This window comes from Pseudomonas sp. F2 (genome assembly GCF_057174385.1).
The window spans coordinates 307747-332400 of record NZ_CM169904.1; the positions used below are offsets into that span (position 1 = coordinate 307747).

The following is a 24654-nucleotide window of genomic DNA, read 5'->3' on the forward strand; positions in this document are numbered from 1 at the left end:
ATTGCTTTCGCGAGCAGGCTCGCTCCCACATGGGCTCGGTGGTGCTTGTCAGAACGGTGCCGGGCATTCGAAGCGCAGACGTTCGCCGGTTTGCGGGTGGGTGAAGCTGAGCATGCTGGCGTGCAGGCACAGGCGCGGCCAGGCGGCGAGGGCCTGTTCGTGGGCGTAGAGCCCGTCGCCCAGCAACGGGTGCCCGATGGACAGCATGTGCACGCGCAACTGGTGCGAGCGCCCGGTGATTGGCGTCAGTTCGACGCGGCACCAGTCGCCGCAACGTTCCAGTACGCGCCAGAAGGTCAGTGCGTGTTTGCCGAATTCGTGGTCGACCACGTGGCGCGGTTTGGTCGGTGGGTCGTAGCGCAGCGGCAGATCGATGCTGCCGCTGTCCAGTTCCGGCTGACCCCAGGCCAGGGCGGTGTAGGCCTTTTCGGTTTCGCGGTCGTGAAACTGTCGCGACAGTTCGCGGTGGGTGTCGGCGTCACGGGCCAGCAGAATGATGCCGGAGGTTTCCCAGTCCAGGCGATGGACGATACGCGCCTCCGGGTAGCCGTTTTCCTGCAGGCGGGTGATCAGGCAGTCCTTGTTGTCGTCGGCGCGACCGGGCACCGAGAGCAGCAAGGTCGGCTTGTCGACCACCAGTACAGCGGCGTCCTGATGGATGATGCGGATGTTGGACAACGGCATTAAAACAGCCTCGTAACAAATGCCAACGGCGGCTCAGACTGTTGATAACCCTGTAGGCGCTGCCAAAGGCTGCGATCTTTTGATGTTGAAGATCAAAAGATCGCAGCCTTCGGCAGCGCCTACACGAGCATCAACAGCCCGAGCCGCCGTAGCGACTGCCGGATCGACTCAGCGATCAGGCAGGGTGATGTTGAGTTCCAGAATCGAGCAACTGCCCTGGCTTTCCAGTGCAACATGTACGTCGTCGTTGCCGATGTTGACGTACTTGCGGATCACGTCGACCAGTTCCTTCTGCAAGGCTGGCAGGTAATCCGGTGTGCTGCGCTGGCCGCGCTCATGCGCCACGATGATCTGTAGACGCTCTTTCGCTACCGAGGCGGTACTTGGCTTTTTGTTGGCACGAAAGAAGTCAAAAAGGTTCATTACCTACCTCCAAACAGGCGCTCGAAGAATCCCTTCTTCGTAACATCGAGGAAACGATGTTCTTTTTCTTTGCCCAGCAGACGATCAACGGCATCGCTGTAGGCCTGACCGGCATCGCTCTGGTCGTCGAGAATCACCGGGACACCCGAGTTGGAAGCCTTCAGGACTGCCTGCGACTCAGGGATGACGCCCAGCAGGGTCACGGCCAGGATTTCCTTCACGTCTTCGACGCCCAGCATTTCGCCATCGCTGACGCGCTGCGGGTTGTAACGGGTCAGCAGGAGGTGTTCCTTGATCGGCTCTTCGCCGAGTTCGGCACGACGCGATTTGCTGGCCAGCAGGCCAAGCATGCGGTCCGAGTCACGTACCGAGGATACTTCCGGGTTGGTCACGATGATCGCTTCGTCGGCGAAGTACATCGCCAGGTGCGCGCCTTTCTCGATGCCCGCCGGGGAGTCGCAGACCACGAAGTCGAAGTCTTCCTTCAACTGCATCAGGACTTTTTCCACGCCTTCCTGGGTCAGCGCGTCTTTGTCGCGGGTCTGGCTGGCGGCCAGTACGTAGAGATTTTCCAGGCGCTTGTCTTTGATCAGGGCCTGCTGCAGGTTGGCTTCGCCGTTGACCACGTTGACGAAGTCGTACACCACGCGACGCTCGCAACCCATGATCAGGTCGAGGTTACGCAGGCCCACGTCGAAGTCGACGATCACTGTTTTGTGGCCGCGCAGAGCGAGGCCGGTACCGATAGCGGCGCTGGTGGTGGTCTTACCCACACCACCCTTGCCGGATGTAACCACGAGAATCTTGGCCAAGGTGTTTCACCCCTAAGGAAGAAGGACTGTTTAGCCCCTGAAAAACATCTCTTGAAAACTACTGCAGTCGGACAGCCTTGGCTGGAATTCGGCGCAAGTCGCACTTGCCGGGGGCAAACGCTCCTTGATCCTTTTTCCTACTTCGTTTGAGCCGTTTTCGCTACGTTTTAGAGATGCTTGGAAAATGCGGCAGTATCCGTTAAAGCCGAATGATGTTCAACACGTCGGCCGACAGGCTGACCTGTACACCGGAGCCCCACAGTGGATCGCGGCGCAAATCTTCGGAAACCTTGTAATGCCCGGCGATGGAGATCAGTTCAGCGCTCAATTGCTGACAGAAAATCCGCGCCTTGGTGTCGCCTTTGACGCCGGCCAGGGCGCGACCGCGCATCGGGCCGTATACATGGATGTTGCCATCGGCCAGAAGTTCCGCCCCCGGACTGACCGACGACACCACGACCAGATCGCCACCCTGGGCGTATATCTGTTGGCCACCACGTACTGGCGTGGTGATGACGCGGGTCGGTTTGACCGTCGGCTCCGGCGGCTTTTCCGGCTTCTTTTTGACTTCCGGTTCCGGGGCTTCCAGCGGCCGCTCACGGGCACCGGACGGCGGCAGCACCGGGATGTCGATGGCGATGGCGGCGGCGATGTCTTCGATACGGCTGGCGCGGATCGCCAAGGTGCGCAGACCATGCTGGCGGCACACGCGCATCAGCCCGGGCAGATCGACCGCGCCTTCGCCGGGCGGCAGTTTGTCCAGCGCCAGGACCAGCGGCGCATTGCTGAAGAAATTCGGCGCCTGGGCGACTTTGGCGGCCAGTTGCCGATCAAGGCTGTCGAGGTCGTTGCGGGACAGTTCCAGCACCGTAATGGCCAGCATGCTGCCCTTCAACTGGAACACGGGATCTCGGTCTGGCGATTCGTTTTGGCTCATATCGGCATACAACGGCTTGTCACTAAAAGTGCCGAGACTTATAACGAGAACGCCCGCGAGCCGCAAGCCGGGTCGAACGATGTAGAATGCGCGGCCACTGAATTTACGGAAGCTTTAATGGATCGCCCGCGTTTTCGAAGAGCCTATCTTTCTCCCCGCTTCTGGCCGCTCTGGTGCGGTCTGGGGCTGTTGTGGCTGGTCGTGCAGTTGCCCTATGCGCTGTTACTGACGATCGGTCGTGTGCTGGGCGCATTGATGTATCGCGTGGCCGGCGACCGGCGGCGCATCGCCAAACGCAATCTGGAGCTGTGCTTCCCGGAAAAATCCGCCGCCGAGCGCAAGCGTCTGCTCAAGGAAAACTTCGCCTCCACCGGCATCGCGTTTTTTGAAATGGCGATGAGCTGGTGGTGGTCCCGTGAGCGTCTGGCCAAACTGGCTCACGTCGAAGGCCTGGAGCATTTGCAAAAGGCCCAGCGCGAAGGCAAAGGCGTGATCCTCATGGCCGCGCACTTCACCACCCTGGAAATCGGCGCGGCGCTGCTCGGCCAGCAGCACACCATCGACGGCATGTACCGCGAGCACAAGAACCCGTTGTTCGACTTCGTCCAGCGTCGCGGCCGCGAGCGGCACAACCTCGATTCGCTGGCGGTGGAGCGTGACGACGTGCGCGGCATGCTCAAGCTGCTGCGTTCGGGCCGGGCGATCTGGTACGCGCCGGATCAGGACTATGGCGCCAAGCAGAGTATCTTTGTGCCGCTGTTCGGCATTCAGGCAGCGACCGTGACCGCGACCACCAAATTCGCCCGGTTGGGTAAAGCGCTGGTGGTGCCGTTCACTCAGGAGCGTCTGGCCGACGGCAGCGGTTACAAGCTGGTGATTCATCCGCCGCTGGAAGACTTTCCGGGGGAAACCGAAGAGGCCGACTGCATCCGCATCAACCAGTGGGTGGAAAGCGCCTTGCGCGCCTGCCCTGAGCAATACTTGTGGGCGCATCGCCGCTTCAAGAGCCGTCCACCGGGCGAGCCGAAGCTTTACCCGAAACGGCGCGGCTGATTCACTCACCCTTTCAAGCACCACGGAGCGTTGCGATGAGCCCAGCTGAACCGGTCACAGGCTTGATTCTTTCCGGCGGCGGGGCTCGGGCGGCGTATCAGGTGGGGGTGCTGGCGGCGATTGCCGAATTGCTGCCGCTGGGCGCGGACAATCCGTTTCCGGTGATCGTCGGCACTTCGGCCGGGGCGATCAATGCGGTCAGCCTGGCCAGCGGCGCCACCGATTTTCGCGCGGCCATCGAACGCCTTACGCTGTTCTGGCAGGGCTTTCGCAGCCATCGGGTGTTGCGCAGTGACTGGCCCGGGGTGATTCGTCAGGCCAGCCGCTTTGTCAGTCACAGCCTGCTCGGCATCGGTCGGCAACTGCCGGTGGCGCTGCTCAACAGTTCGCCGCTGCGCGACCTGCTCAATGAAAAACTGCACATGCCCGGCATCGCCGAATCCATCGCCCGCAAGCAATTGCATGCGGTGGCGGTGACCGCGTTCGGCTACGAGTCGGGGCAGGCGGTGACCTTTTATCAGGGCGGCGGCAAGATCGATGCGTGGTTGCGCCATCGACGGATCGGCGTGCCGGCGCAATTGTCGGTGGATCATTTGCTGGCCAGTTCGGCGATCCCGTTGCTGTTTGCCCCGGTGAAAATCGGTGAGGAATATTTCGGCGACGGCGCAGTGCGCCAATCGGCACCGATCAGTCCGGCGCTGCACCTGGGCGCGAGTCGGGTGCTGGTGGTGGGGGTGAGCGGCAACCCGCGCGGTTTTGATCCGCAGCAGCCGCTGGAGCGTGCCTACACCGGTCAGCAACCCACCCTGGCGCAGATCGGCGGGCACATGCTCAACAGCACGTTTATTGACAGTCTGGAAAGCGACATCGAGTTGCTCCAGCGTCTGAACCAGTTCAGTCGACTGATGCCCGATGGCGTGCCGACTCGCGAACTGGGGGTAGCGCCAGTGGACGTGCTGGTGATTGCGCCGAGTCAGCCGATCGACGAGATCGCCGCGCGGCATCGCCAGGAGTTACCGGCGGCGTTGCGCCTGTTCCTGCGCGGCCCGGGGGCGACGAAAACGAGTGGGGCAGGGGTGCTGAGTTATCTGCTGTTCGAGGCGGGGTATTGCAGCGAGCTGATCGACCTGGGACGGCGCGATGCGTTGGCCAAGCGCGAGGAATTGTGCCGGTTTCTGGGGATCACCGAGTCGGTGGTTCCGGCCTGAGATTTGCGGTACGGCGAATCGCTGGCAAGCCAGCTCCCACAGGTTTTTGGATGGGCACAAAAAAGTGAACGACACATAACCTTGTGGGAGCTGGCTTGCCAGCGATGGCGTCCTTGCAGACGCCAGCGATACCAGGATCAGAAGTGGAACTTCACCAGGAAGCTGGTCACGTTCTGATTGGTGGTGAAGCCACGGGTGTCGTCGATCCCGTACTTGTCTTTCCAGTAGTCGTATTCAACACCGACGTACAGCTGCTTCTCGCCGAAATGCAGCGCCTTGCCCAGGTCGTATTTGACCTGCGGGTTGAAGTGCAGGTTGGCGTGGTATTCGCCTTTGCTGTTGACGTCGTTGTCGACCACCCAGTCCATGTAACCGTCGATCAGCACGTTCGAGCTGCCGACCGGGATGGTGTAGGACCAGACCGGGGTGATTTGCCAGACGTTGTCACCCGGACGCGAGCCGTCGGTGTGGCGCTGGTAGAAGTTCAGCTGGAAGTAGTCGAAACCCGGGATCGCCAAGTCGAAGCCAGGACCGATCAGGTACGACTCGACGTCGCCTTCACCGAACTCGTAAGTCATCGCCAGCAGCACGTCTTTGATCGGACCGAACTCGAGCTTCTGGTCGAGGACTTTGCCCAGCGAGATGCGCGGCTGGAACTCACCGTAATAGGTGTTGTTGCCGACGCCGCCGTCTGGTTTGCCGTTGTAGAAGATCTTGTCGATGAACAGGAAGTTATCCCCGTACTTCCAGGCATCGGCGTGCTCGAAGGTGACGGTCTGCTGGATCGCCGGGTTGACCTTGAAGTCTTTGCCGTAGAGGTAGGTCAGGCTGTTGTTCTGCCATTGCAGCAGGCCATCGGCCATGGCCTGGCCGCCGGCCAGCATCGATCCCGCGAGCATCAGGCTGGTGCACATACGTTTCATTCGGTTGCTCCCAAAGTAGGTGTTCCACGTTTATTTTTTTAAGATCGGCGCTCTGGTGTGGCGCCTTTTTTCATTGCTGCAAAAGTCATCCGATCGGTCAGCTTCGCTGGTGATAGCAAGAGCTGGGCCAACGCTTTCGAAAAGCAAAAAAACGCCCGTTCGGCTGCTGAAAAACAGTCGATTGCGCGTGTTTTCGGGATGCCTCGGTACTGGCCGGGGCCGGGATAAGTTGGCCCGTCGGTCAGGAATTAAATCCGGGCTTTTTTTTAGACCGAATTCAAGAGGCCGCGGAGAATACTGACTCCTCGGCCAGCTCTCAAGTGCCCCGCAACAGAGCACCGACGACAGGTATGGGGCACGGTTGCGGGCCATCTCAGAAGTGCACCTTCACCAGCAGGCTGGCGGTGTTCTGGTTGGTGTCGAGGTTGTGACTGCTTTCGACGCCATATTTGTTCTTCCAGTAGCTGTATTCGGTGCCGACGTACAGCTGCTTCTGGCTCCAGCCCAAGGCTTTGCCGAGGTCGTATTTGATCTGCGGATTGATGTGCAGGTTGGCGTGGTAAGTGCCGCGCGAGTTCTGATCGTTGTCGACCACCCAGTCCAGATAGCCGTCGATCAGCAGGTCGGAGTTGCCCAGCGGCACGCTGTACGACCAGCCCGGGGTGATCTGCCAGACGCCGTCGCCGGGGCGCGGGCCTTCGGTCTGGCGGCGGAAAATGTTCAGGGTCACGTAGTTGAAGCCGGGCACTTTCAGGTCGAAGCCGGGGCCGATCAGGTAGGCTTCGCTGTCGCCTTCGCCGTACTCGTAGGTCATCGCCAGCAGCACGTCCTTGATCGGGCCGAATTCGATTTTCCGGTCGAAGATCTTGCCGAACGAGAAGCGTGGGGTGAATTCGCCGTAGAAGGTGTGCGGGCCTTTGTTGCGGTCTTCCTGGCCGTTGTAGAAGATCTTGTCGACAAACAGGAAGTTGTCGCCGTACTTCCACTTGTCGGCGTGCTCGAACGTCACCGTCTGCTGGATCGACGGGTTGATCGCGAAGTTCTTGCCGTACAGGTAGCTCAGGCTGTTGGTCTGCCACAGCAGTAAATCGCCGGCCATGGCCTGACTCGCGGCCAGCAGGCCGCCACTCAACAGAACGTTGGTTTGCGTGCGAATCATCGGTTGCTCCCTCTTGTTTTTATTGTTGAGGCAGGGTGTTGCACGTCCCCTGTGGGTGCGAGCCTGCTCGCGAAGAGGGCGTGTCAGTCGCCATCACTGTTGAATGACACAACGCTTTCGCGAGCAGGCTCGCTCCCACAAGGTTTTGTGGTGACTTGGTTAATGCTGATGTGCGTGGCAGTCGTTGATCGCGGCGCGTTCGGCGCCGCCGAGGATGTTGAACAGCAGGTTCAGGGTCAGTGCGCTGAGCGTGGCCATGGCGATACCGCTGTGAGTGATCGGGCTCATCCACAGCGGCAGATGCGCGAAGAACTCCGGACGCACCACCGGGATCAGGCCCATGCCGATGCTCACTGCCACCAGCAACTGGTTGCGACGGTCACCGATGTCGGCTTCCTGAAGAATCTTGATCCCGGTGGCAGCGACCATGCCGAACATCGCAATCGCCGCGCCACCCAGCACTGCCGGTGGAATAGACGCGACGAGGAACGCCGCTTTCGGCAGCAGGCTCAGCACGATCAGCAGGCCACCGGCGACGATGGTCACCGAGCGGCAGCGCACGCCAGTCATCTGCACCAGGCCAATGTTCTGTGCGAACGAGGAGTGGGTAAAGGTGTTGAAGAAACCGGCGACGAACGAGGCGCCGGCATCGCACAGCAGGCCGCGACGCAGCATGCGTGGGCAGACTTCCTGACCGGTGATCTTGCCCAGCGCGAGGAACATCCCGGTGGACTCGACGAAGATGATCACCACCACCAGACACATCGACAGGATCGGCGCCAATTCGAATTTCGGCATGCCGAAGTGCAGCGGAGTGACGAACTGAACCCATGGTGCGTTGGCCATGCCGCTCAGGTCGACCATGCCGATGGCGCCGCAGAGCACGTAGCCCAGGCACATGCCGATCAGCACGGAAATATTGACCCAGAAGCCGCGCATGAAGCGGTGGATCAGCAAAATGGTCGCCAGCACCAGCGCGGCGATGGCCAGATAAATCGGTGAACCGAATTGCGCCGCGGCGGCTCCGCCACCGGCCCAATTCACGGCCACGGGGAACAGCGACAGACCGATCGAAGTGATGACCGTGCCAGTCACCAGCGGCGGGAAGAAACGCACGACTTTGGACATGAACGGAGCGATCAGCATGCCGAAGAAACCGGCGGCAATGGTCGCACCGAAGATCCCTTGCAGACCGATACCGGGCATGCCGGCCATGGCGACCATGCTGCCGACCGCCGCGAAACTGGCGCCCATCATCACCGGCATGCGGATGCCCATCGGGCCGATGCCGAGCGACTGGACGATGGTGGCGATACCGGCGACCAGCAGGTCGGCGTTGATCAGGAAGGCGATTTCTTCACGACTCAGGCCAGCGGCCTGTCCGATGATCAACGGCACCGCGATGGCACCGCCGTACATCAGCAAAACATGTTGCAAACCGACCAGGATCAGTTGCAAAAGGGGCAAACGCTGAATGGCGGGTGCGTCGGGGATGCGCGCTTTGGACAGCTCGGACATGCAACACCTCGGATCTTTTTTATTCTTGTGATTAACAGCTGTCGGGTTGCTCACAGCTGTTTCTTTGCATCAGGTAAACCGCGTTGCGGCTAATCGCTGGCAAGCCAGCTCCCACACAGGCAGTGCAAAACCCTGTGGGAGCTGGCTTGCCAGCGATGCTTTTACTGCTTAGTTGGTCTGGGCTCCCTGGGCGATCCATGCACCGATCAGGTCACGTTCCTGCTGGGTCATCTGTGTGATGTTGCCCAGTGGCATGATCTGCGTGGTGATGGCTTGCGCCTGGATCCGCGCCGCGTTCTGACGGATCTGCTCGGGGGTGTCGAACATCACACCGGCCGGTGCCGCGCTGAACAACGGGCTGGTCGGTTTGGCCGAGTGGCAAACCGCGCAGCGTTCCTGGATCACGTTGTGCACCTTGTCGAAGGCCGGACCGGCGTTGGACGCTTGCGCCGGTGCCGCAGCCGGGGCTGCTGCTGGCGCCGCAGGTGCCGCCGCTTCAGCCGGTTTCGCGCCACCGCCCAGTGCCGTTTCCGGCAGCGGTTGGTACTCGATTTTCGCGGGTGCCTTGGCCACGTCCGGTGCGGTCGGCATCGGCGCCGGGCCGGTGACGTACGCCAGGGTGATCATGCCCACCGCTGCCACGGGCAGGGTCCAGGCAAACTTGTGGCTGTCGTGACGGGTGTTGAAATAGTGACGTACCAACACCGCCAACACCGCGATTCCGGCCAGGATCAACCAGTTGTACTGGCTGCCATAAGTGCTCGGGAAGTGGTTGCTGATCATGATGAACAGCACCGGCAGGGTGAAGTAGTTGTTGTGACGCGAACGCAGCAGGCCTTTGGCGGGCAGCGCCGGGTCCGGCGTGCGGTTCTCGGCAATCGCCGCCACCAGTGCACGCTGCGCCGGCATGATGATGCGGAACACGTTGCCGACCATGATGGTGCCGATGATCGCGCCGACGTGCAGGTACGCTCCACGACCGCTGAACACTTTGCTGAAGCCATACGCCGCGCCGATGATCAGCACGAACAGGATGAAGCCGAGCAGGGCCGGTTTCTTGCCAAGGGCCGAATCGCAAAGGAAGTCGTAGATGAACCAGCCGGCGATCAGCGAACCGATGCCGATGGCCACGCCTTCAGGGCCGGTCAGGCCGCTGCCGGGTGCCACGAGGTAGAGCACGGGGTTGGAGTAGAACACCACGCACAGCAGCGCGATCCCCGACATCCAGGTGAAGTAGGCTTCCCATTTGAACCAGTGCAGGTTCTCCGGCATCGACGGTGGGGCCAGTTTGTATTTTTCCAGGTGATAGATACCGCCGCCGTGGATCGCCCACAGATCGCCGGCCAGACCGGTTTTCGGGTTGACGCGGTTGAGGTTGTTCTCCAGCCAGACGAAGTAGAACGACGCGCCGATCCAGGCCACGCCAGTGATCATGTGAACCCAGCGCACGCTCAGGTTCAGCCATTCCAACAGATGTGCTTCCACAGTCTTTACCTCTCGCCTGTCACTCTTGTTGTCGAGTGATCAGACCTTCTCTTATTGGTGGGGGGCGAGGATCAACCGCTCATCCTCTTTGAAAAAATGCTCATCGCAGTTATTGCCTGTGCCACTGCGATCAACCACCAGGAAGTCATCCCGCTTTTCGATCGTCAGCACCGGGTGGTGCCAGACGCCGCGATGGTAATTGATGCCCTGCCTGCCGTTGGTGACGAAGGCGCGGACCAAGCCTGATACAGGTACATCGCCAAGTGGCGCGACCACGATCAGAAAGGGGTTGCCGAGCAGCGGAATAAAAGCCTGGCTGCCCAGCGGATGGCGTTCCAGCATGCTCACGGTCAACGGCATGTCCTGCGCGTCGGCGCGGAAGATGCTGATGATCGCGTTGTCCTCAGGCGTAGCGGTTTCGACCGTCGCCAGTTTGTGGAAGCGCATGGTCGAACCGTTGTTGATCATGAAGTGGTCGCTGCCGTCGGTTTCGATCACGTCACCGAAGGGGGCGAAGGCTTCTTTGGTCAGCGGTTCAATCTGTAGTGTGCGCATGCTGTTCTTCTTATCCAAAATTCTGTGTTGTTAGAACTATCGCCATCGCGGGCAAGCCCGCTCCCACAGTGGACTTGTGGCGTTCACAAAACCTGTGGGAGCTGGCTTGCCAGCGATTGGGTTCATCCTTATTTAGCGACCTTGCCCAAAACGCGCAGGCGGCTCACACCACCATCCGGGAACACATTGAGGCGGATGTGGGTGATCGGGCCCAGTGCCTTGATCTGCTCGACGAAGGTGTGTTCGGCGTGCATTTCCAGTTTCTGGCTCGGCAGCAGTTCGCGCCAGAACAGCGACTGGGTTTCGATCTGGCTGTCGGTGCCGCCCTTGACGAACGCGCCCTGGATCGAGCAGGTGTCCGGGTAGTTGCCCTTGAAGTGCAGGGTGTCGACGATGATTTTTTCGATCTCGCCCGGGTGGCCCAGCGCGACGATCACCCAGTCATTGCCCGGGGTGCGACGACGTGCGGTTTCCCAGCCGTCGCCCATGTTGATGCCACGGCCCGGGTTGAGGATGTTGCTCATGCGGCCGAAGTGTTCGTCGGAGCAGGCGAGGGCGCGGCCACCGTTGAGGGCTGCTGCCAGGTCGACTTGCTCGTTGTCGCCAACTGCGGACCAGTCGCGGAACGGAATGCCGTACACGCGCAGACGGGCGACACCGCCGTCCGGGTAGATGTTGAAGCGCAGGTGGCTGAACGCTTTTTCGTTGCTGATTTCATGGTAGTGGTGGCTGTTGCCCTGCAGCTCGACGGCCGACAGCACTTCAGTCCACTGGGTGTTTTCGTCCGGCTCGCCGGAGGCCAGGAAGCACGCTTCCAGCGAGGCCGATGGCGGGAAGTTGCCGGTGAAGAATGAAGTGTCGATGTCCACGCCTTTGATCGAACCTGGTACGCCCAGGCGGATTACCGCGCTGTCGTAGCCTTCGAAGCGCTTGCGGCGCGATTCCCAGCCATCCATCCACTTGCCGTTGTCGTCGAACACACCCTCCTTCCACACGGCCGGGGTCGGCTGAAACAGACGATTGGCGTCTGCGAACCAGTCATCGGTGACCGAGATGATTTTGGTGCCCAGACGGGCATCGGCCAGGTTGACGAACTTCTCGAAAGGTACGGCGTAAGCTTTCATTCTTCTTGTCTGCCTTTAATAAGTTGGCTGGGGATGCTTGCAAGGCCCTGGGTGCTCTCCGCGTTTGACGCACTCGGGCCAGGCTTCGCTAGAGAGTCAGTAAACGGAACAGGGCGATCTTGTTGATCTCCGCCAGCGCGCATTTGAATTCGGTGTCGACCGAGTTGTGAATGCGCGTTTCGAACGCCGCGAGGATCTGATGCCGGTTGCTGCCTTTTACCGCCATGATGAAGGGAAACTTGAACTTGGCCTTGTAGGCGTCGTTCAGCTCGGTGAAGCGCTGGAACTCTTCGGCCGTGCATTGGTGAATACCGGCGCCAGCCTGTTCATTGGTGCTGGCTTCGGTCAGTTGGCCCTGGACGGCGGCTTTGCCGGCCAGGTCCGGGTGAGCGTTGATCAGCGCAAGCTGGCTGGCGTGATCGGCGCTCAACAGGATGTCGCTCATGCGCTGGTGCAGGGTTTCGATCTCGTCGATCGAAGCGTCCGCGCCCAGGTCGTAGGCCTTCTCGGCCACCCATGGCGAATGTTCGTAGATGTCGGCGAAAGCGTTGACGAAAGCGTCGCGGCTCAGGGTCGACGGTTGCAGGGTTTGAAAGCGGCTCATTTTGTGGCCCCTTGATACGGATGGGTTTCGTGCCAGTGGCGCGCAATATCGACGCGACGGCTGAACCACACCTGTTCATGACTTTTGGCGTATTCGATGAAGCGCTTGAGCGACGCCAGACGCGCCGGACGACCGATCAGGCGGCAGTGCAGACCGATCGAAAGCATCTTCGGCGCTTCGGCGCCCTCGGCGTAGAGCACGTCGAACGCGTCTTTGAGGTATTCGAAGAAATCGTCGCCCTTGTTGAAACCCTGCACCTGGGTGAAGCGCATGTCGTTGGTGTCGAGGGTGTACGGGATCACCAGGTGCGGCTTGCCGGTCGGGTTGTTCGGTTCCCAGTAGGGCAGGTCGTCGTCGTAGGTGTCGCAGTCGTAAAGGAAACCGCCTTCTTCCATCACCAGGCGCCGGGTGTTCGGGCCAGTGCGGCCGGTGTACCAGCCCAGTGGGCGTTCGCCGGTGAGTTCGGTGAGGATGCGGATCGCTTCGAGCATGTGCTCGCGTTCCTGCGCCTCATCCATGTACTGGTAGTCGATCCAGCGGTAGCCGTGGCTGCAGATCTCGTGGCCGGCTTCGACCATCGCGCGGATCACATCCGGGTGGCGCTGGGCGGCCATGGCCACGGCGAAAATGGTCAGCGGAATGTCGAATTCCTTGAACAGTTTCAGGATCCGCCAGACGCCGGCGCGGCTGCCATACTCGTAAAGCGATTCCATGCTCATGTTGCGCGCGCCTTGCAGCGGCTGGGCAGCAACCATTTCGGAGAGGAAGGCTTCGGATTCTTTGTCGCCGTGCAAGATGTTGCGCTCGCCGCCTTCTTCGTAATTGAGCACGAAGGACAGCGCGATGCGCGCGTTGCCCGGCCAGTGTGGGTGAGGAGGGTTACTGCCGTAACCGATCAGGTCGCGTGGGTAGTCAGCGCTCACTGCAGTCTTCCTTCTTATTCGTTGACAGGTTTGTGTAACGGCCTGCGCAGGCTGGCGTCACAGCGATGGGCTGATTGTATACAACTTTATTCGCAATTTGTAAGCCTGAATTTTTGCATTTTTCACCGACTGTCATCTTTTGCTGCTAATGGCGTGAGCCTGCAAGAAACCTGCCTGATCAGTCAGCTAATGGCTGTGAGGTTCAATACTCTGGCGCTTGATGGGCAGATCAAGGTGAAACACCCGAATGGCGGGGGTGGTGCGAAAAATGTCGTTTTTATTGTGTACAATTTTTTTGAAAAGTGTCTTAATCAGTCGCTCGCCGCAGCTTTTCGTGCTCCGAATCGGTGCGGTCTCCTTTTACCTGACTTCGGGAGGCGCGAAGTCTGACTGCTCTTTGCGGCCAGGCGCGCAGAATCAATGGGACGTTTGACAACACACGTTTTGGACGCTGCACACGGTTGCCCGGGCAGCTCGATCAAGGTCGAGCTGTACCGCGTTGAAGGTTCGCATCTGGAATTGGTCGCCAGTGCCGTTACCAACAGCGATGGCCGGGTCGATGCGCCGCTGCTGCAAGGCGATGACTACCGCACCGGGGTCTATCAGGTGCAGTTCCACGCCGGCGATTACTACCGCGCCCGTGGCGTGCAACTGCCGGAACCGGCGTTCCTCGACGTGGTGGTGCTGCGTTTCGGCATCTCCGCCGAGCAGGATCACTACCACGTGCCACTGCTGATCTCGCCTTACAGCTATTCCACCTACCGGGGCAGCTGACCCCCAAGCAGCTGCCCCCACCGGGAAGCGACTGCGCATATAGCTTCTTTGGTCTTTCGCCCGCTCACACTGCGGGCTTTTTTTCGGCCTTGGAAAAGTGGTGTCTGGCCTGACGCCATCGCTGGCAAGCCAGCTCCCACAGTGTCCGGGGTCGTACACGAAAAATGTGAACACCCCCGAACCTGTGGGAGCTGGCTTGCCAGCGATGCTTTAACGGCTCAACAGCGACGCAGCGCCCGCACCACTGAACAACCCGGCACTCACCCGGTTGAACCAGCTCTGCCCCTTGCCGCTACGCAGATAGCGCGCCGCACCATGCGCACCCAGCCCGTAAGCCAGTTTGCAGCACAGGTCGAGCACCACCCAGGTCGCGATCATGATCAGTAACTGCGGCAAGAACGGTTGTTGCGCGCTGAGGAACTGCGGCAGAAACGCGGCGAAAAACAGAATGTCCTTCGGATTGCTCGCGCCCAAGACGAAGGCCCGGCCAAACAGGGTGCGGAAACGTGGCACCGGTGCGGCCTGCGGCACTTCGGCGCCCACCGCTGGCTGACGCGATTGCTGCCAGCTCTGCCAGGCGAGGTAGAACAGGTACAGCGCGCCGACGATTTTCAGGGCGCTGAACAACTGTTCTGACGCCAGCAGCAGAGCGCCAAGCCCCAGCGCCGACGCGCTGAGCAGGCAGATCGAGGCGATCACGCCGCCGAGAAACGCCGGGTAAGAGCGACGCAAGCCGTAGTTCAGACTGTTGCTGATCATCAGCAAAGACAGCGGTCCCGGAATCAGGATCACCACCAATGCAGCGCCGCTGAACAGCAGCCAGGTTTCCAGACTCATCACTTTGCTCCTTTTTTTGTTGTACTCAAGAATGTGCAAAAGCCCCACCCGTGAGGGTGAGGCTGGTTTGACGCTTGAACCGCGTGACGCTTACAAGAAGATGAACTTGGCGATGAAGATCGCGCAGAGCACCCACAGGCTGACGGAAATTTCCTTGTACTTGCCGGTACTGGCCTTCAACGCCACGTAGGTGATGAAGCCCAGCGCAATGCCGTCGGCGACCGAGAAGGTCAGCGGCATCATGATTGCGGTGACGATCGCCGGAATCGCATCGGTGGCTTCGTCCCACTCAATGTGCGCCATGCCGCCCATCATCAGCATCGCGACGTAAATCAGTGCACCGGCGGTGGCGTAAGCCGGAATCATCCCAGCCAGTGGTGCGAAAAACATCGCGGCTATAAATAACACACCCACGGTGACTGCGGTAAGACCAGTCCGACCACCAGCGGCTACGCCAGCGGCACTTTCCACATAGCTGGTAACAGGAGGAACACCGACCACCGCGCCGAAAACACTGGAGGCACTGTCGGCTTTCATCGCGCGGGAGAGGTTTTCGATACGCCCGTCAGCGTTGACCAGATTGGCGCGTTGGGCGACGCCCATCAGCGTGCCGGCGGTGTCGAACATGTGTACGAAGAGGAAAGCCAGGACCACGCTGATCATGCTGACGTTGAACACGCCCGCGACGTTCATTGCCATGAAGGTCGGCGCCAGGCTTGGCGGGGTCGACATGATTCCTTCGTAGTGCACGATGCCCAGGCCCCAACCGGCGAGGGTCACGGTGATAATGCTGATGAGGATCGCGCCGAATACTTTGTGGTAGCTGAGGATCGCAATCATCAGGAAGCAGATCGCCGCCAGCAGCGGGCCGGGTTCACGCAGGGAGCCGAGCTTGATCAGAGTCGCCGGGCTGTCGACGACGATACCGGCGGTTTTCAGACCGATCAGCCCGAGGAACAGACCGACACCGGCGCCCATCGCAAAGCGCAGGCTGACCGGGATGCTGTTGAGCAGCCATTCGCGAATCCGCGAGAAGGTCAGGATCATGAACAGCACGCCGGAAACGAACACTGCACCCAGCGCGGTTTCCCAGTTGTAGCCCATGGTGCCGACCACGGTGTAAGTGAAGAAGGCGTTGAGGCCCATGCCCGGTGCCAGGCCCACCGGCCAGTTGGCGTACAGGCCCATCAGCAGGCAGCCGAGTGCGGCGGCGATGCAGGTGGCGACGAAGGCTGCACCGTGATCGATCCCGGCATCGGCCATGATGTTCGGGTTGACGAAGATGATGTAAGCCATGGTGATGAAGGTTGTCAGACCGGCAATCAGCTCGGTCTTCACCGTGGTGCCATGCAAGCTGAGTTTGAAGATGCGCTCCAGCACGCCTGTGCGTAAGGGCGGCGAGAGTTCCAGCGTCGATGCTTCGGATTTGCGGCTTTCCACAGCGAGTACTCCTCAAGAGTTTTATTGTTATTTCCAGGGCCGGACCCATGAGGGGTGGCAGCAGCCCTTTGAGGCATACGCGAATTTGTTGACCATGCGGTCAGGAACTCGCACGCAGTGGATTATGCTTTTGTGTACAAATAAAGCAAATATTGTTTTTGGTTTTGTTTACGAAAGGTCAGGCGATAGGGATATATCGCCCTCAGAGGCCCCATCGCTGGCAAGCCAGCTCCCACAGGTTTTGTGTACGCTGCCGATCATTGTGGGAGCTGGCTTGCCAGCGATCAGGCCGGATCAGTCAATCAACATGTGGTTGAGTGCTCCCAAGCGCCATGTTCACCGCCAACCACCCATTCACCGCCGCTTCCCCAGCCTCGGCAAACACCCGTTCGAGCAACTTCACCTGCTCACGGCGCAACGCCTGCTCGAACTTCGCACCCTCTACGGTCAGCTCCAGCAGGCGCTTACGCTTGTCCGCCTCCGACGCCACGCTGTCCACCAAGTGCATTTCCTGCAGCTGGCGCAACGGCATGTTCAGCGCCTGCTTGCTCACGCCGAGCAATCCCAGCAACTCCTTCACGCTCAAATTCGGATAACGCGCGATGAAAAACACAATCCGCTGATGCACCCGGGACAGGCCGCGACGTTCGAGCATTTCGTCGGCCTTGGCGGTGAACGCCTGATAGCCGAAGAAAAACGCTTCCATCGCCTGCTGCTGGCTGGCGGGGTTTTTAAGGTCAAGCATGTTGACGTACTCGCTCAAGCTGTCGTAGTTTCAGTCAACCAGTTTGACTCATTTTCTCCAGCCCTCGCTACCGGTGACTCCCATGGCTTTTTCCGAACGTGTTTCGCGCCTTAAAAGTTCTCTGATCCGTGAAATCCTCGCCGCCGCCCAGCGCCCGGAGGTGATGTCGTTTGCCGGTGGCTTGCCTGCTGAAGCCATGCTGCCGAAAGTCGAATGGGCCGACATGCCGCTGTCCCTCGGCCAATACGGCATGAGCGAAGGCGAGCCGGCGCTGCGTGAAGCGCTGGCGGCGCAGGCGCAAGCGTTGGGTCTGGCGTGCACGGCGAGTCAGGTGCTGGTGGTCAGCGGCTCCCAGCAGACCCTCGATCTGGCCGCCAAGTTGTACATCGACAGGGGCACCGAAATTCTTCTGGAAGCCCCGACCTACCTGGCCGCGTTGCAGATCTTCCAGCTGTTCGGCGCCGATTGCCTGACCGTGCCGCAAGAGTCCGACGGCCCGAACCTGGCTCAACTGCGCAGTCGTCTTGAGCAACACCGCCCGGCATTCATCTATCTGATCCCGACATTTCAGAATCCATCCGCCGTGCGCTACAGCGAAGCCAAGCGCGCTGCGGTCGCCGCATTGCTGGATGAATTCGGCGTGACCCTGATCGAAGACGAGCCGTACCGCGAACTGACGTTCGATGGCGGCAGCGCCAAACCGATTGCCGGGCGCCTGCACAAAGCCAGCTGGATCTACACCGGCACCGTGTCGAAAACCTTGCTCCCGGGTTTGCGCGTCGGCTACCTGATCGCCAGCCCGGACCTGTTTCCGCACCTGCTCAAGCTCAAGCAATCGGCGGATCTGCACACCAACCGCATCGGCCAGTGGCAGGCGCTGCAATGGATTGGCAGTGAAGAATATCAGCAGCACTTGGGTGAGTTGCGCGGCTTCTACCGGCAGCGCCGCGATGCGTTTCAAGCGGCGCTGGAAACGCATTTCTCTGATCTGGCGGACTGGAACATGCCGCAGGGCGGGCTGTTTTTCTGGCTGACGCTCAAGCAACCGCTGGATACGCGAACGCTGCTCAACGAGGCATTGGCCAATGACGTGGCGTTCATGCCGGGCGAGCCGTTTTTTCCCGAACCGGATAAAAACCTTGGGCACCTGCGTTTGAACTTCAGCCACATCGACCCGTCGCGACTGGATGAAGGGCTCAAGCGACTGGCGGCGGTGGTGCGTCAGGCGCAGATAAATAAAGCGGCGTGAAAAACAAATAAACCGGCTCGAGGGCCGGTTTATTTTTGTCTGAGTAATGTGTTGCTCTTGCGGGCCGCATCGCTGGCAAGCCAGCTCCCACAGGTTTGTGAACGCCACAGATCACTGTGGGAGCTGGCTTGCCAGCGATGGGGGCATCAACAACACAACATCAATATCAGACCGCCGCAAACCGCTTATCCAGATAATCAATGATCACCTTGGACTCATACATCCACGTCGTCTGCCCATTCTCTTCAATGCGCAGGCACGGCACCTTGATCTTGCCGCCCTGGTCCAGCAGGGTCTGGCGATCCTGTTCGTTGTTCTTCGCGTCCTTCAGTGCGACCGGCACATTCAGGCGACGCAGGGTGCGGCGGGTTTTCACGCAGAACGGGCAGGCGTGGAACTGATACAGGGTCAGGCCTTTGGCGGCGGCGTTGACTTGCGCCTGTGCCTCGGCGGGGCGCTGTTTCTTGCCCGGGCGGGTGATGAAGTCGATGAAGATGATCAGTTGGCCAAGGCCGACACGAAGCGCTTTTACGAACACGTTGAAAGCCTCACGGTGCAAAGATAGAAGGGCGCGCAGCTTACCCGATTTTTCACGGACGAAAAAAAACCGGCGATCAACGCCGGTTTTTTCTGCAGCCGATTACTTGATCAGGCTGAGGAACTCGCTGCGAGTCGCCGCGTTTTCGCGGAACTCACCGAGCATCACCGAAGTGATCATCGACGAATTCTGTTTCTCGACACCGCGCATCATCATGCACATGTGCTTGGCCTCGATCACTACGGCCACGCCCAGCGCACCGGTGACTTGCATCACTGCATCGGCGATCTGGCGGCTGAGGTTTTCCTGGATCTGCAGGCGGCGGGCGTACATGTCGACGATCCGCGCGACCTTCGACAGGCCCAGCACCTTGCCGCTCGGGATGTAGGCGACGTGCGCCTTGCCGATGAACGGCAGCAGGTGATGTTCGCACAACGAGTACAGCTCGATGTCCTTGACCAGCACCATTTCGCTGTTGTCGGAGCTGAACAGGGCACCGTTGGTGACCTCTTCGAGCGTCTGTTCATAACCGCGGCAGAGGTACTGCATGGCTTTGGCGGCACGCTTAGGCGTGTCGAGCAGGCCCTCGCGGGAGACGTCCTCGCCCAGTTGGCCGAGAATCGCGGTGTAATTCTGTTCCAGGGACATGAAACTACCTGTGGGGATTTTCGCAAAGGGCAAGGGTACGGTGGCGGACACAACCCTGCAAGTTCGGTGTAACGCGATTATTCGTCGCGGCCTTCCATCATGGTGCGTTTGAGCATCACGTACACCGCACCGGCACCGCCGTGTTTTGCCTGACACGAGCAGAAACCGAGCACTTGCGGGTGCTGGCGCAGCCAGGTGTTGACGTGGCTTTTGATCATCGGCCGCTTGCCGTCCAGGCGCACGGCCTTGCCGTGGGTGACGCGCACGCAGCGGATTTCGAATTTGGTCGCCTCGGCGAGAAACGCCCAAAGCGTCTCGCGGGCCTTTTCCACGTTCATGCCGTGCAGGTCGAGGCTGCCTTCGAACGGGATCTGGCCGATCTTGAGCTTGCGCATCTGGCTTTCCTGCACCCCGTCGCGGGCCCACATCAACTCGTCTTCGGGGCCGACGTCGATCACGAACTGATCGGACAGGCCATCCACGGTGGTGTTGTCGGTGCGCACAGTGGCGGACTGGCGCAGCTTGGCAATTTGCGCGCGGTCAGCCTTGGGTTTGCCGGTGTCGGCGCGGTCGTGCTTGATCGGCTTGACGCCTTGGATCGCACTTTTGAACAGGGAAAAATCGTCGTCTTGCATGTCAGCCTCCGCGAAGGGCGGCCAGTTTACCCAAGTCGAAACAAAACGGCCCGGCAAAAAGCCAGGCCGTGCAGTCAGTCGTGTTTTTTCATCAGGTGCGGGGACATGTTCAGTTCCCGCGATTGCCGGGCGCGACGCCGGCATCGACGCCACAGGGCCACGCCGAAGTACAGGAACAACAAGCCGACCGCGAGAATGATCGCCGAACCCATCGGCGTGGCATTCAAGTCGCCGAGCGCCGGCGGGCGTCCCAGCAGGCTGGCGGCACCGGCCATCGCCAGCAGCACACCGAACGTCGCCAGCATGGCGGCGATCGCTGCGCCGAATCGAAAACGCCAGTTGCTTTGGCCTTTGGGCCGCAAGCGGCGTGCGTCAAATCCATCGGATAACTTCATTCCGACCTTCCTCAATGGGTATCGGCCCTTCGACCGGGAGTTGACCGGGTTGTTCCTGAGGCTAAGGCAATTGAAGCAAATGCGAGGCTTTTGCGGATGAGCGGCGCGGTGAGCCGCTCATTCGTAGAGATCAGATCAGATCTTGAGTCAGGGCAAGGGTGGCGAAGTTGTCGGCCATGATCGCCATTTCCGCTTCCTGCACCACGGCGGCGCTGAGCACGCGGCCCTTGAACGGCAGGTCACGGGTGGCGCAGGCGTCTTCGACCAGCGTGCAACGGAAGCCCAGGTTCTTCGCCGCGCGTACGGTGGTGCTGACGCTGGAGTGGCTCATGAAACCGCAGACGATCAGGTCCAGCGAGCCAAGATTCTGCAAACGGTCGAGCAGTTCGGTGCCGTGGAACGCGCTCGGCAGCAGTTTGCCGATGATGGTTTCGTCACCTTGTGGCTCAAGGCCGGGGATGAATTCGCCGCGTTCGCCCTGCGGGTCGAACAGGCCACCGACGGTGCCGAGGTGACGCACGTGCACGATCGGCCGACCGGCTGCACGGGCCGCAGCGACCAGTTGTTTGATGTTCGCGACGGCCGCGTCCATGCCGCTCAGGGCCAGCGGGCCACTGAGGTACTCTTTCTGGGCATCGATGATGACCACGGTGGCATGGCTCAGTGTGGCCGCTGCATAACCGCGGCCGCTGAGTTGAAACATCGTTTTTGGAACGGACATTCTGGGGCTCCTTGGGGTGGGGCTTTTGCGGCATTGTCCTCTGGCTGAGCGCTTCTGTGAACCGCTACCATCGTAGACGCCGTCGTTACTGGCCTGCAGCCTTGTCAAGTTACACGTTCTGTTCAATAGCTGATGCAAAAAACAGAAAGGTCCTACTGTCGCTCCGCGGATTTTCCTGCGTCGTCGGCGCGCGATTTGGCTGGTAGAATCGCCAGTCGTTTTTTCTGGAGTTCTGCCCCGTGATCACTTCCCGACTTCGTACCCTGCGCGACCACATCCGTTGGGCCGTCAGCCGCTTCCATGGGGAGGATCTGTTTTTCGGCCATGGCACCGACAACGCCTGGGATGAAGCCCGGCAGCTGGTGCTCGGTGCCTTGCACCTGCCGTGGGAGATCGCCGACAGCTACCTCGACTGTGCGCTGGAAGACGACGAACTGGTCAACCTGCAACGCCTGCTCAAGCGTCGCATCGAAGAGCGCATCCCGACTGCCTACCTGCTGGGCGAGGCGTGGTTCTGCGGCATGTCGTTCATCGTCGATGAGCGCGTGCTGATCCCGCGTTCACCGATTGGCGAGCTGATCGAAAACCGTTTTGCCCCATGGATCGGTGACGAACCTGCGCGGATTCTCGACCTGTGCACCGGCTCCGGTTGCATCGGCATCGCCTGCGCCTACGAGTTCCAGAACGCTGAAGTGGTGCTGGCCGATCTGTCGTTCGAAGCGCTGGAAGTGGCCAATCAGAACATCGAGCGCCACGGCGTCGATGAGCGCGTGTACACCGTGCAGGGCGATGGTTTCGATGGGTTGCCAGGCCAGCGTTTCGATCTGATCGTGTCGAACCCGCCGTACGTTGACGCAGAAGATTTCGCCGACATGCCGGACGAATACCAGCACGAACCGGAGCTGGGTCTGGCCTGTGGTGATGACGGCTTGAACCTGGTACGACGGATGCTCGCCGAGGCGGCGGATCACCTGACCGAGAAGGGTTTGCTGATCGTTGAGGTGGGCAACAGCCAGGTGCACGTCGAAGCGTTGTACCCGGAAGTCGATTTCGCCTGGCTCGATTTCGAGCGCGGCGGGCATGGCGTGTTCATGCTGACGGCGGAACAGTGCCGCGCTCATCAGGCGCTGTTCGCTTCCCGCGTTTGACCTGACTGACTTCTGTGGCGAGGGAGCTAGCTCCCGCTGGTCTGCGAAGCAGACCCAAAATATGCAATGACGGTGCACCAGACATACTGCATGTGCATGTTTTACGACTGCTTCGCAGCCGAGCGGGAGCAAGCTCCCTCGCCACAGGTCATCGCTGATTTCAGCGGTGTGTGGCAATCCAGATCAACAACCCCGCCTGAAACACCGCAAACGCCACCAGACAGGTAATGGTGAAGCGCAAGCCAGCGTCTTCACGCTTGAACTTGCTGACCTTCTCTTCCTGCTTCTTCAGCTTTACTTCCTGCTCGGCCAGGTTCTGCTCGGCCTGCTGCAGCATCTGCGCCGCTTCGAGAATCTCGACGATCTGCAGCTTCTCGCTGTTCCAGTCGCCCAGCAAGTCACCGACCTGCACCTCTTTGACGCTGCCCTTCAAATGCTGGGCGTCGGCGTAGACCACGTCAAACCCATGCACGCGCAAGAAGTGATCGCGACGCAGGCGGGTGTCTTCATTCAGCGCGTCTTTGTTGTTCAGGTCCATGCCGTCGACGGTGTAGGCGGGCCAGCGTTTTTTCGCCCAATTGATGCCTTGCGCGGCCAGGAAGCGACCGATGCCACGGTTCAGCGGTTCGATCTGCAAGCCGCTGTCGGGGCCGAAATGTACACGCTTACTGGTGTGATTGACCCACACATCGAGATGGTTCTGTTCTTTGCGCACGCGCTGGCCGGGCAGTTTGATTGCCATGCGCATCAGGCTGTGCTCTTTGCTGTTGCGCTCGGCATAGCCGAATTCGACAAAACGCAACGGCCGGCCACCGGTGTGACGGTCAGTCTGCAGCGGAGCCAGGCGGAGCATCTTGTGGTGCTCGACGCTGACGTCCGCCCATGGCAGCTCGACCGCTGGCGGTGCGTCTTTTTCAGCGGTGGTGTCGGGTGAAGTCTGGGTATCAGTCATAACGGCGAGATCCTGTCCAAGCCCTGCTTGTCGCCAGCCGGTTCGCTGGCGACAAAGGCTTATCGGCCGTTTTTTTCAGGACTGGAGGGTAAACACCGTTTAACGGCTGCGAAGTCCGTCAATAAATTCGATGAGTTTGCCGCCCAACTCCGCCGCCAGTGGCAAATTCGGGTCCTTGTAGGAGGCCAATTGCCGCTTCACATCGGCGGCGACGATGCGCATGACGTGGTTCATGCCGTCGATCACCACCAGTTCGGCATTGGGATTGGCCGCTTTGAGCGCCTGTGCATCGCCGACGCCGACCTGCATGTCGTTGCTGCCCTGAACGATCAGCGCCGGCATCTTCAACTGTGCAAACGCCTTGGCCGGATCCTGACGGAACAGCGAAATCAGGTACGGCTGCACGCTCGGGCGAAAAATCGGTTGCAGTGGCGCCGGCACGTTGGCGTCGGTATGGCCAGCCTTGAGGCTGTCGAGCAACTGATTGCTGCGCAGCATCAACGGTGGTGGCAGGCTGCGCGCCAGTTGTTCGCGAATCACTTGATCCACTGGCCTTGCGCTGCCGGACAGGGAAATCAGCGCAGCAGCCTCCGTGCGCGGGGCGGCGAGGGTGGCGATGAGGGCGCCTTCGCTGTGACCGAGCAGGATCAGCGGGCCGAAGCGCGGATCACTTTTCAGCTTCTGGCTCCAGGCCACAGCATCGTTGACGTAGGCCTCCACCGACAGATTGCGCTCGTCGGGCGTGGCCGCGAAGCTCGCAGCGACACCGCGCTTGTCGTAGCGCACGCTGGCAATGTTGTGTTTGGCCAGCACCCAAGCCAGCCGTTTCAGGCTGTCATTACGCCCGCCATCGGGGTTGTTGCCGTCACGATCCGTAGGACCGGAACCGGCAAGGATCAGGACAACCGGTACCGGGGTGTCGGATTTTGGCAGCAACAGCGAGCCGAAAAGCTCACCGTTGCCGGTGTCCAGAGAGATCGGGCGCTGCAGGACAGTCGCATGGGCAAAACCGGTCAACAGGGTAAGACTCAAGATCAGAACTCGCAGCATCATCACGCCATCATTCGCCAAGGTGCCGGTTGGACTCACCAACACCACTAAGGTTCGAGGATGAACTACTCGGTTAGCCTGCGTATACTGGCGCGCATCACGAATTCGGGTTTG

General features: G+C 60.3%; 27 protein-coding genes. 5 read left to right on the forward strand and 22 right to left on the reverse strand.

The features are described from left to right. Nucleotides 1-48: 48 nt before the first annotated feature. The 4 genes from AC193Q_RS01405 to minC form a co-directional block, all read right to left on the reverse strand. Nucleotides 49-684 (reverse strand): RluA family pseudouridine synthase, encoded by a 636-nt coding sequence (locus tag AC193Q_RS01405; RefSeq protein ID WP_007960625.1) that lies wholly within the window; start codon nt 682-684, stop codon nt 49-51. 168 nt (nt 685-852) lie between these two features. Beyond that, complete coding sequence (minE, locus tag AC193Q_RS01410) at nt 853-1107, reverse strand: cell division topological specificity factor MinE (RefSeq protein ID WP_003223146.1); 255 nt, start codon at nt 1105-1107, stop codon at nt 853-855. After that, on the reverse strand, nt 1107-1919 hold the full coding sequence (gene minD / locus AC193Q_RS01415) for a septum site-determining protein MinD (protein ID WP_007960626.1): 813 nt from the start codon (nt 1917-1919) through the stop codon (nt 1107-1109). The genes minE and minD overlap by 1 nt, the downstream gene beginning before the upstream one ends. Before the next feature lie 199 nt (nt 1920-2118). After that, a complete protein-coding gene (gene minC, locus AC193Q_RS01420) occupies nt 2119-2856 on the reverse strand; it encodes a septum site-determining protein MinC (protein ID WP_027613349.1) in 738 nt (245 codons plus the stop codon). A 117-nt stretch (nt 2857-2973) separates the two neighbouring features. Here minC and AC193Q_RS01425 point away from each other — a divergent pair, with 117 nt between their 5' ends. Continuing rightward, nucleotides 2974-3909: a lipid A biosynthesis lauroyl acyltransferase gene (locus AC193Q_RS01425; RefSeq protein ID WP_483879069.1), complete on the forward strand. Its 936-nt coding sequence runs from the start codon at nt 2974-2976 to the stop codon at nt 3907-3909. Between the two features lie 35 nt (nt 3910-3944). Then, nucleotides 3945-5117, forward strand: a complete 1173-nt coding sequence (locus AC193Q_RS01430) for a patatin-like phospholipase family protein (RefSeq protein WP_430291163.1) — start codon at nt 3945-3947, stop codon at nt 5115-5117. 137 nt (nt 5118-5254) lie between these two features. On the opposite strand, the gene AC193Q_RS01435 is transcribed toward AC193Q_RS01430, so the two are convergent. The 8 genes from AC193Q_RS01435 to puuE form a co-directional block, all read right to left on the reverse strand. Then, nucleotides 5255-6040, reverse strand: coding sequence for an outer membrane protein OmpK (locus AC193Q_RS01435; RefSeq protein WP_041068818.1), 786 nt, complete (start codon nt 6038-6040; stop codon nt 5255-5257). 373 nt (nt 6041-6413) lie between these two features. Then, nucleotides 6414-7199: an outer membrane protein OmpK gene (locus tag AC193Q_RS01440; RefSeq protein WP_086794739.1), complete on the reverse strand. Its 786-nt coding sequence runs from the start codon at nt 7197-7199 to the stop codon at nt 6414-6416. 159 nt (nt 7200-7358) lie between these two features. After that, nucleotides 7359-8717, reverse strand: coding sequence for a nucleobase:cation symporter-2 family protein (locus tag AC193Q_RS01445; protein ID WP_047292943.1), 1359 nt, complete (start codon nt 8715-8717; stop codon nt 7359-7361). 168 nt (nt 8718-8885) lie between these two features. Beyond that, entirely contained in the window at nt 8886-10202 is a 1317-nt protein-coding gene (locus AC193Q_RS01450) for a urate hydroxylase PuuD (RefSeq protein WP_041068826.1), read from the reverse strand. A 51-nt stretch (nt 10203-10253) separates the two neighbouring features. Further along, on the reverse strand, nt 10254-10757 hold the full coding sequence (locus AC193Q_RS01455; protein ID WP_041068829.1) for an ureidoglycolate lyase: 504 nt from the start codon (nt 10755-10757) through the stop codon (nt 10254-10256). Nucleotides 10758-10885: 128 nt separating this feature from the next. Next, nucleotides 10886-11881, reverse strand: coding sequence for an allantoicase (gene alc, locus AC193Q_RS01460; RefSeq protein ID WP_121184460.1), 996 nt, complete (start codon nt 11879-11881; stop codon nt 10886-10888). A gap of 88 nt (nt 11882-11969) precedes the next feature. Beyond that, a complete protein-coding gene (uraD, locus tag AC193Q_RS01465) occupies nt 11970-12485 on the reverse strand; it encodes a 2-oxo-4-hydroxy-4-carboxy-5-ureidoimidazoline decarboxylase (protein ID WP_047292945.1) in 516 nt (171 codons plus the stop codon). Continuing rightward, entirely contained in the window at nt 12482-13408 is a 927-nt protein-coding gene (puuE, locus tag AC193Q_RS01470) for an allantoinase PuuE (protein WP_047292947.1), read from the reverse strand. The genes uraD and puuE overlap by 4 nt, the downstream gene beginning before the upstream one ends. A gap of 420 nt (nt 13409-13828) precedes the next feature. Here puuE and uraH point away from each other — a divergent pair, with 420 nt between their 5' ends. After that, nucleotides 13829-14182: a hydroxyisourate hydrolase gene (gene uraH / locus AC193Q_RS01475; RefSeq protein ID WP_007913983.1), complete on the forward strand. Its 354-nt coding sequence runs from the start codon at nt 13829-13831 to the stop codon at nt 14180-14182. Nucleotides 14183-14392: 210 nt separating this feature from the next. Here uraH and AC193Q_RS01480 read toward each other — a convergent pair whose 3' ends face one another. From AC193Q_RS01480 to AC193Q_RS01490, 3 genes are all read right to left on the reverse strand, one after another. Next, nucleotides 14393-15019 (reverse strand): LysE family translocator, encoded by a 627-nt coding sequence (locus tag AC193Q_RS01480; RefSeq protein ID WP_003223174.1) that lies wholly within the window; start codon nt 15017-15019, stop codon nt 14393-14395. Nucleotides 15020-15109: 90 nt separating this feature from the next. Beyond that, on the reverse strand, nt 15110-16459 hold the full coding sequence (locus AC193Q_RS01485; protein WP_483879070.1) for an NCS2 family permease: 1350 nt from the start codon (nt 16457-16459) through the stop codon (nt 15110-15112). A 298-nt stretch (nt 16460-16757) separates the two neighbouring features. Further along, nucleotides 16758-17204: a MarR family winged helix-turn-helix transcriptional regulator gene (locus tag AC193Q_RS01490; protein WP_095669234.1), complete on the reverse strand. Its 447-nt coding sequence runs from the start codon at nt 17202-17204 to the stop codon at nt 16758-16760. A gap of 82 nt (nt 17205-17286) precedes the next feature. Between AC193Q_RS01490 and AC193Q_RS01495 the strand changes: the two genes are divergently transcribed. Beyond that, the gene (locus AC193Q_RS01495; protein ID WP_483879071.1) at nt 17287-18453 is read left to right on the forward strand and encodes an aminotransferase-like domain-containing protein; all 1167 of its coding nucleotides are present in this window, start codon (nt 17287-17289) and stop codon (nt 18451-18453) included. 166 nt (nt 18454-18619) lie between these two features. On the opposite strand, the gene AC193Q_RS01500 is transcribed toward AC193Q_RS01495, so the two are convergent. From AC193Q_RS01500 to AC193Q_RS01520, 5 genes are all read right to left on the reverse strand, one after another. Then, nucleotides 18620-18991, reverse strand: coding sequence for a glutathione S-transferase N-terminal domain-containing protein (locus tag AC193Q_RS01500; RefSeq protein WP_145593224.1), 372 nt, complete (start codon nt 18989-18991; stop codon nt 18620-18622). A gap of 102 nt (nt 18992-19093) precedes the next feature. Further along, complete coding sequence (gene folE, locus AC193Q_RS01505) at nt 19094-19639, reverse strand: GTP cyclohydrolase I FolE (protein ID WP_003442011.1); 546 nt, start codon at nt 19637-19639, stop codon at nt 19094-19096. A gap of 77 nt (nt 19640-19716) precedes the next feature. Then, on the reverse strand, nt 19717-20274 hold the full coding sequence (locus tag AC193Q_RS01510) for a Smr/MutS family protein (protein ID WP_095667111.1): 558 nt from the start codon (nt 20272-20274) through the stop codon (nt 19717-19719). A 74-nt stretch (nt 20275-20348) separates the two neighbouring features. Next, nucleotides 20349-20669 (reverse strand): hypothetical protein, encoded by a 321-nt coding sequence (locus AC193Q_RS01515; protein ID WP_041068857.1) that lies wholly within the window; start codon nt 20667-20669, stop codon nt 20349-20351. Between the two features lie 130 nt (nt 20670-20799). Beyond that, nucleotides 20800-21390 carry a cysteine hydrolase family protein gene (locus tag AC193Q_RS01520; protein WP_003223193.1) on the reverse strand — a complete coding sequence of 197 codons (591 nt, stop codon included), beginning with the start codon at nt 21388-21390 and terminating at the stop codon, nt 20800-20802. A gap of 239 nt (nt 21391-21629) precedes the next feature. On the opposite strand from AC193Q_RS01520, the gene prmB reads away from it, so the two are divergent. Continuing rightward, nucleotides 21630-22538, forward strand: a complete 909-nt coding sequence (gene prmB, locus AC193Q_RS01525) for a 50S ribosomal protein L3 N(5)-glutamine methyltransferase (RefSeq protein WP_047292951.1) — start codon at nt 21630-21632, stop codon at nt 22536-22538. A gap of 160 nt (nt 22539-22698) precedes the next feature. On the opposite strand, the gene AC193Q_RS01530 is transcribed toward prmB, so the two are convergent. Both AC193Q_RS01530 and AC193Q_RS01535 read right to left on the reverse strand, forming a co-directional pair. Continuing rightward, nucleotides 22699-23490, reverse strand: a complete 792-nt coding sequence (locus AC193Q_RS01530) for a hypothetical protein (protein WP_047292952.1) — start codon at nt 23488-23490, stop codon at nt 22699-22701. A 99-nt stretch (nt 23491-23589) separates the two neighbouring features. Beyond that, nucleotides 23590-24543: an alpha/beta hydrolase gene (locus tag AC193Q_RS01535; protein ID WP_047293054.1), complete on the reverse strand. Its 954-nt coding sequence runs from the start codon at nt 24541-24543 to the stop codon at nt 23590-23592. Nucleotides 24544-24654: the final 111 nt, after the last annotated feature.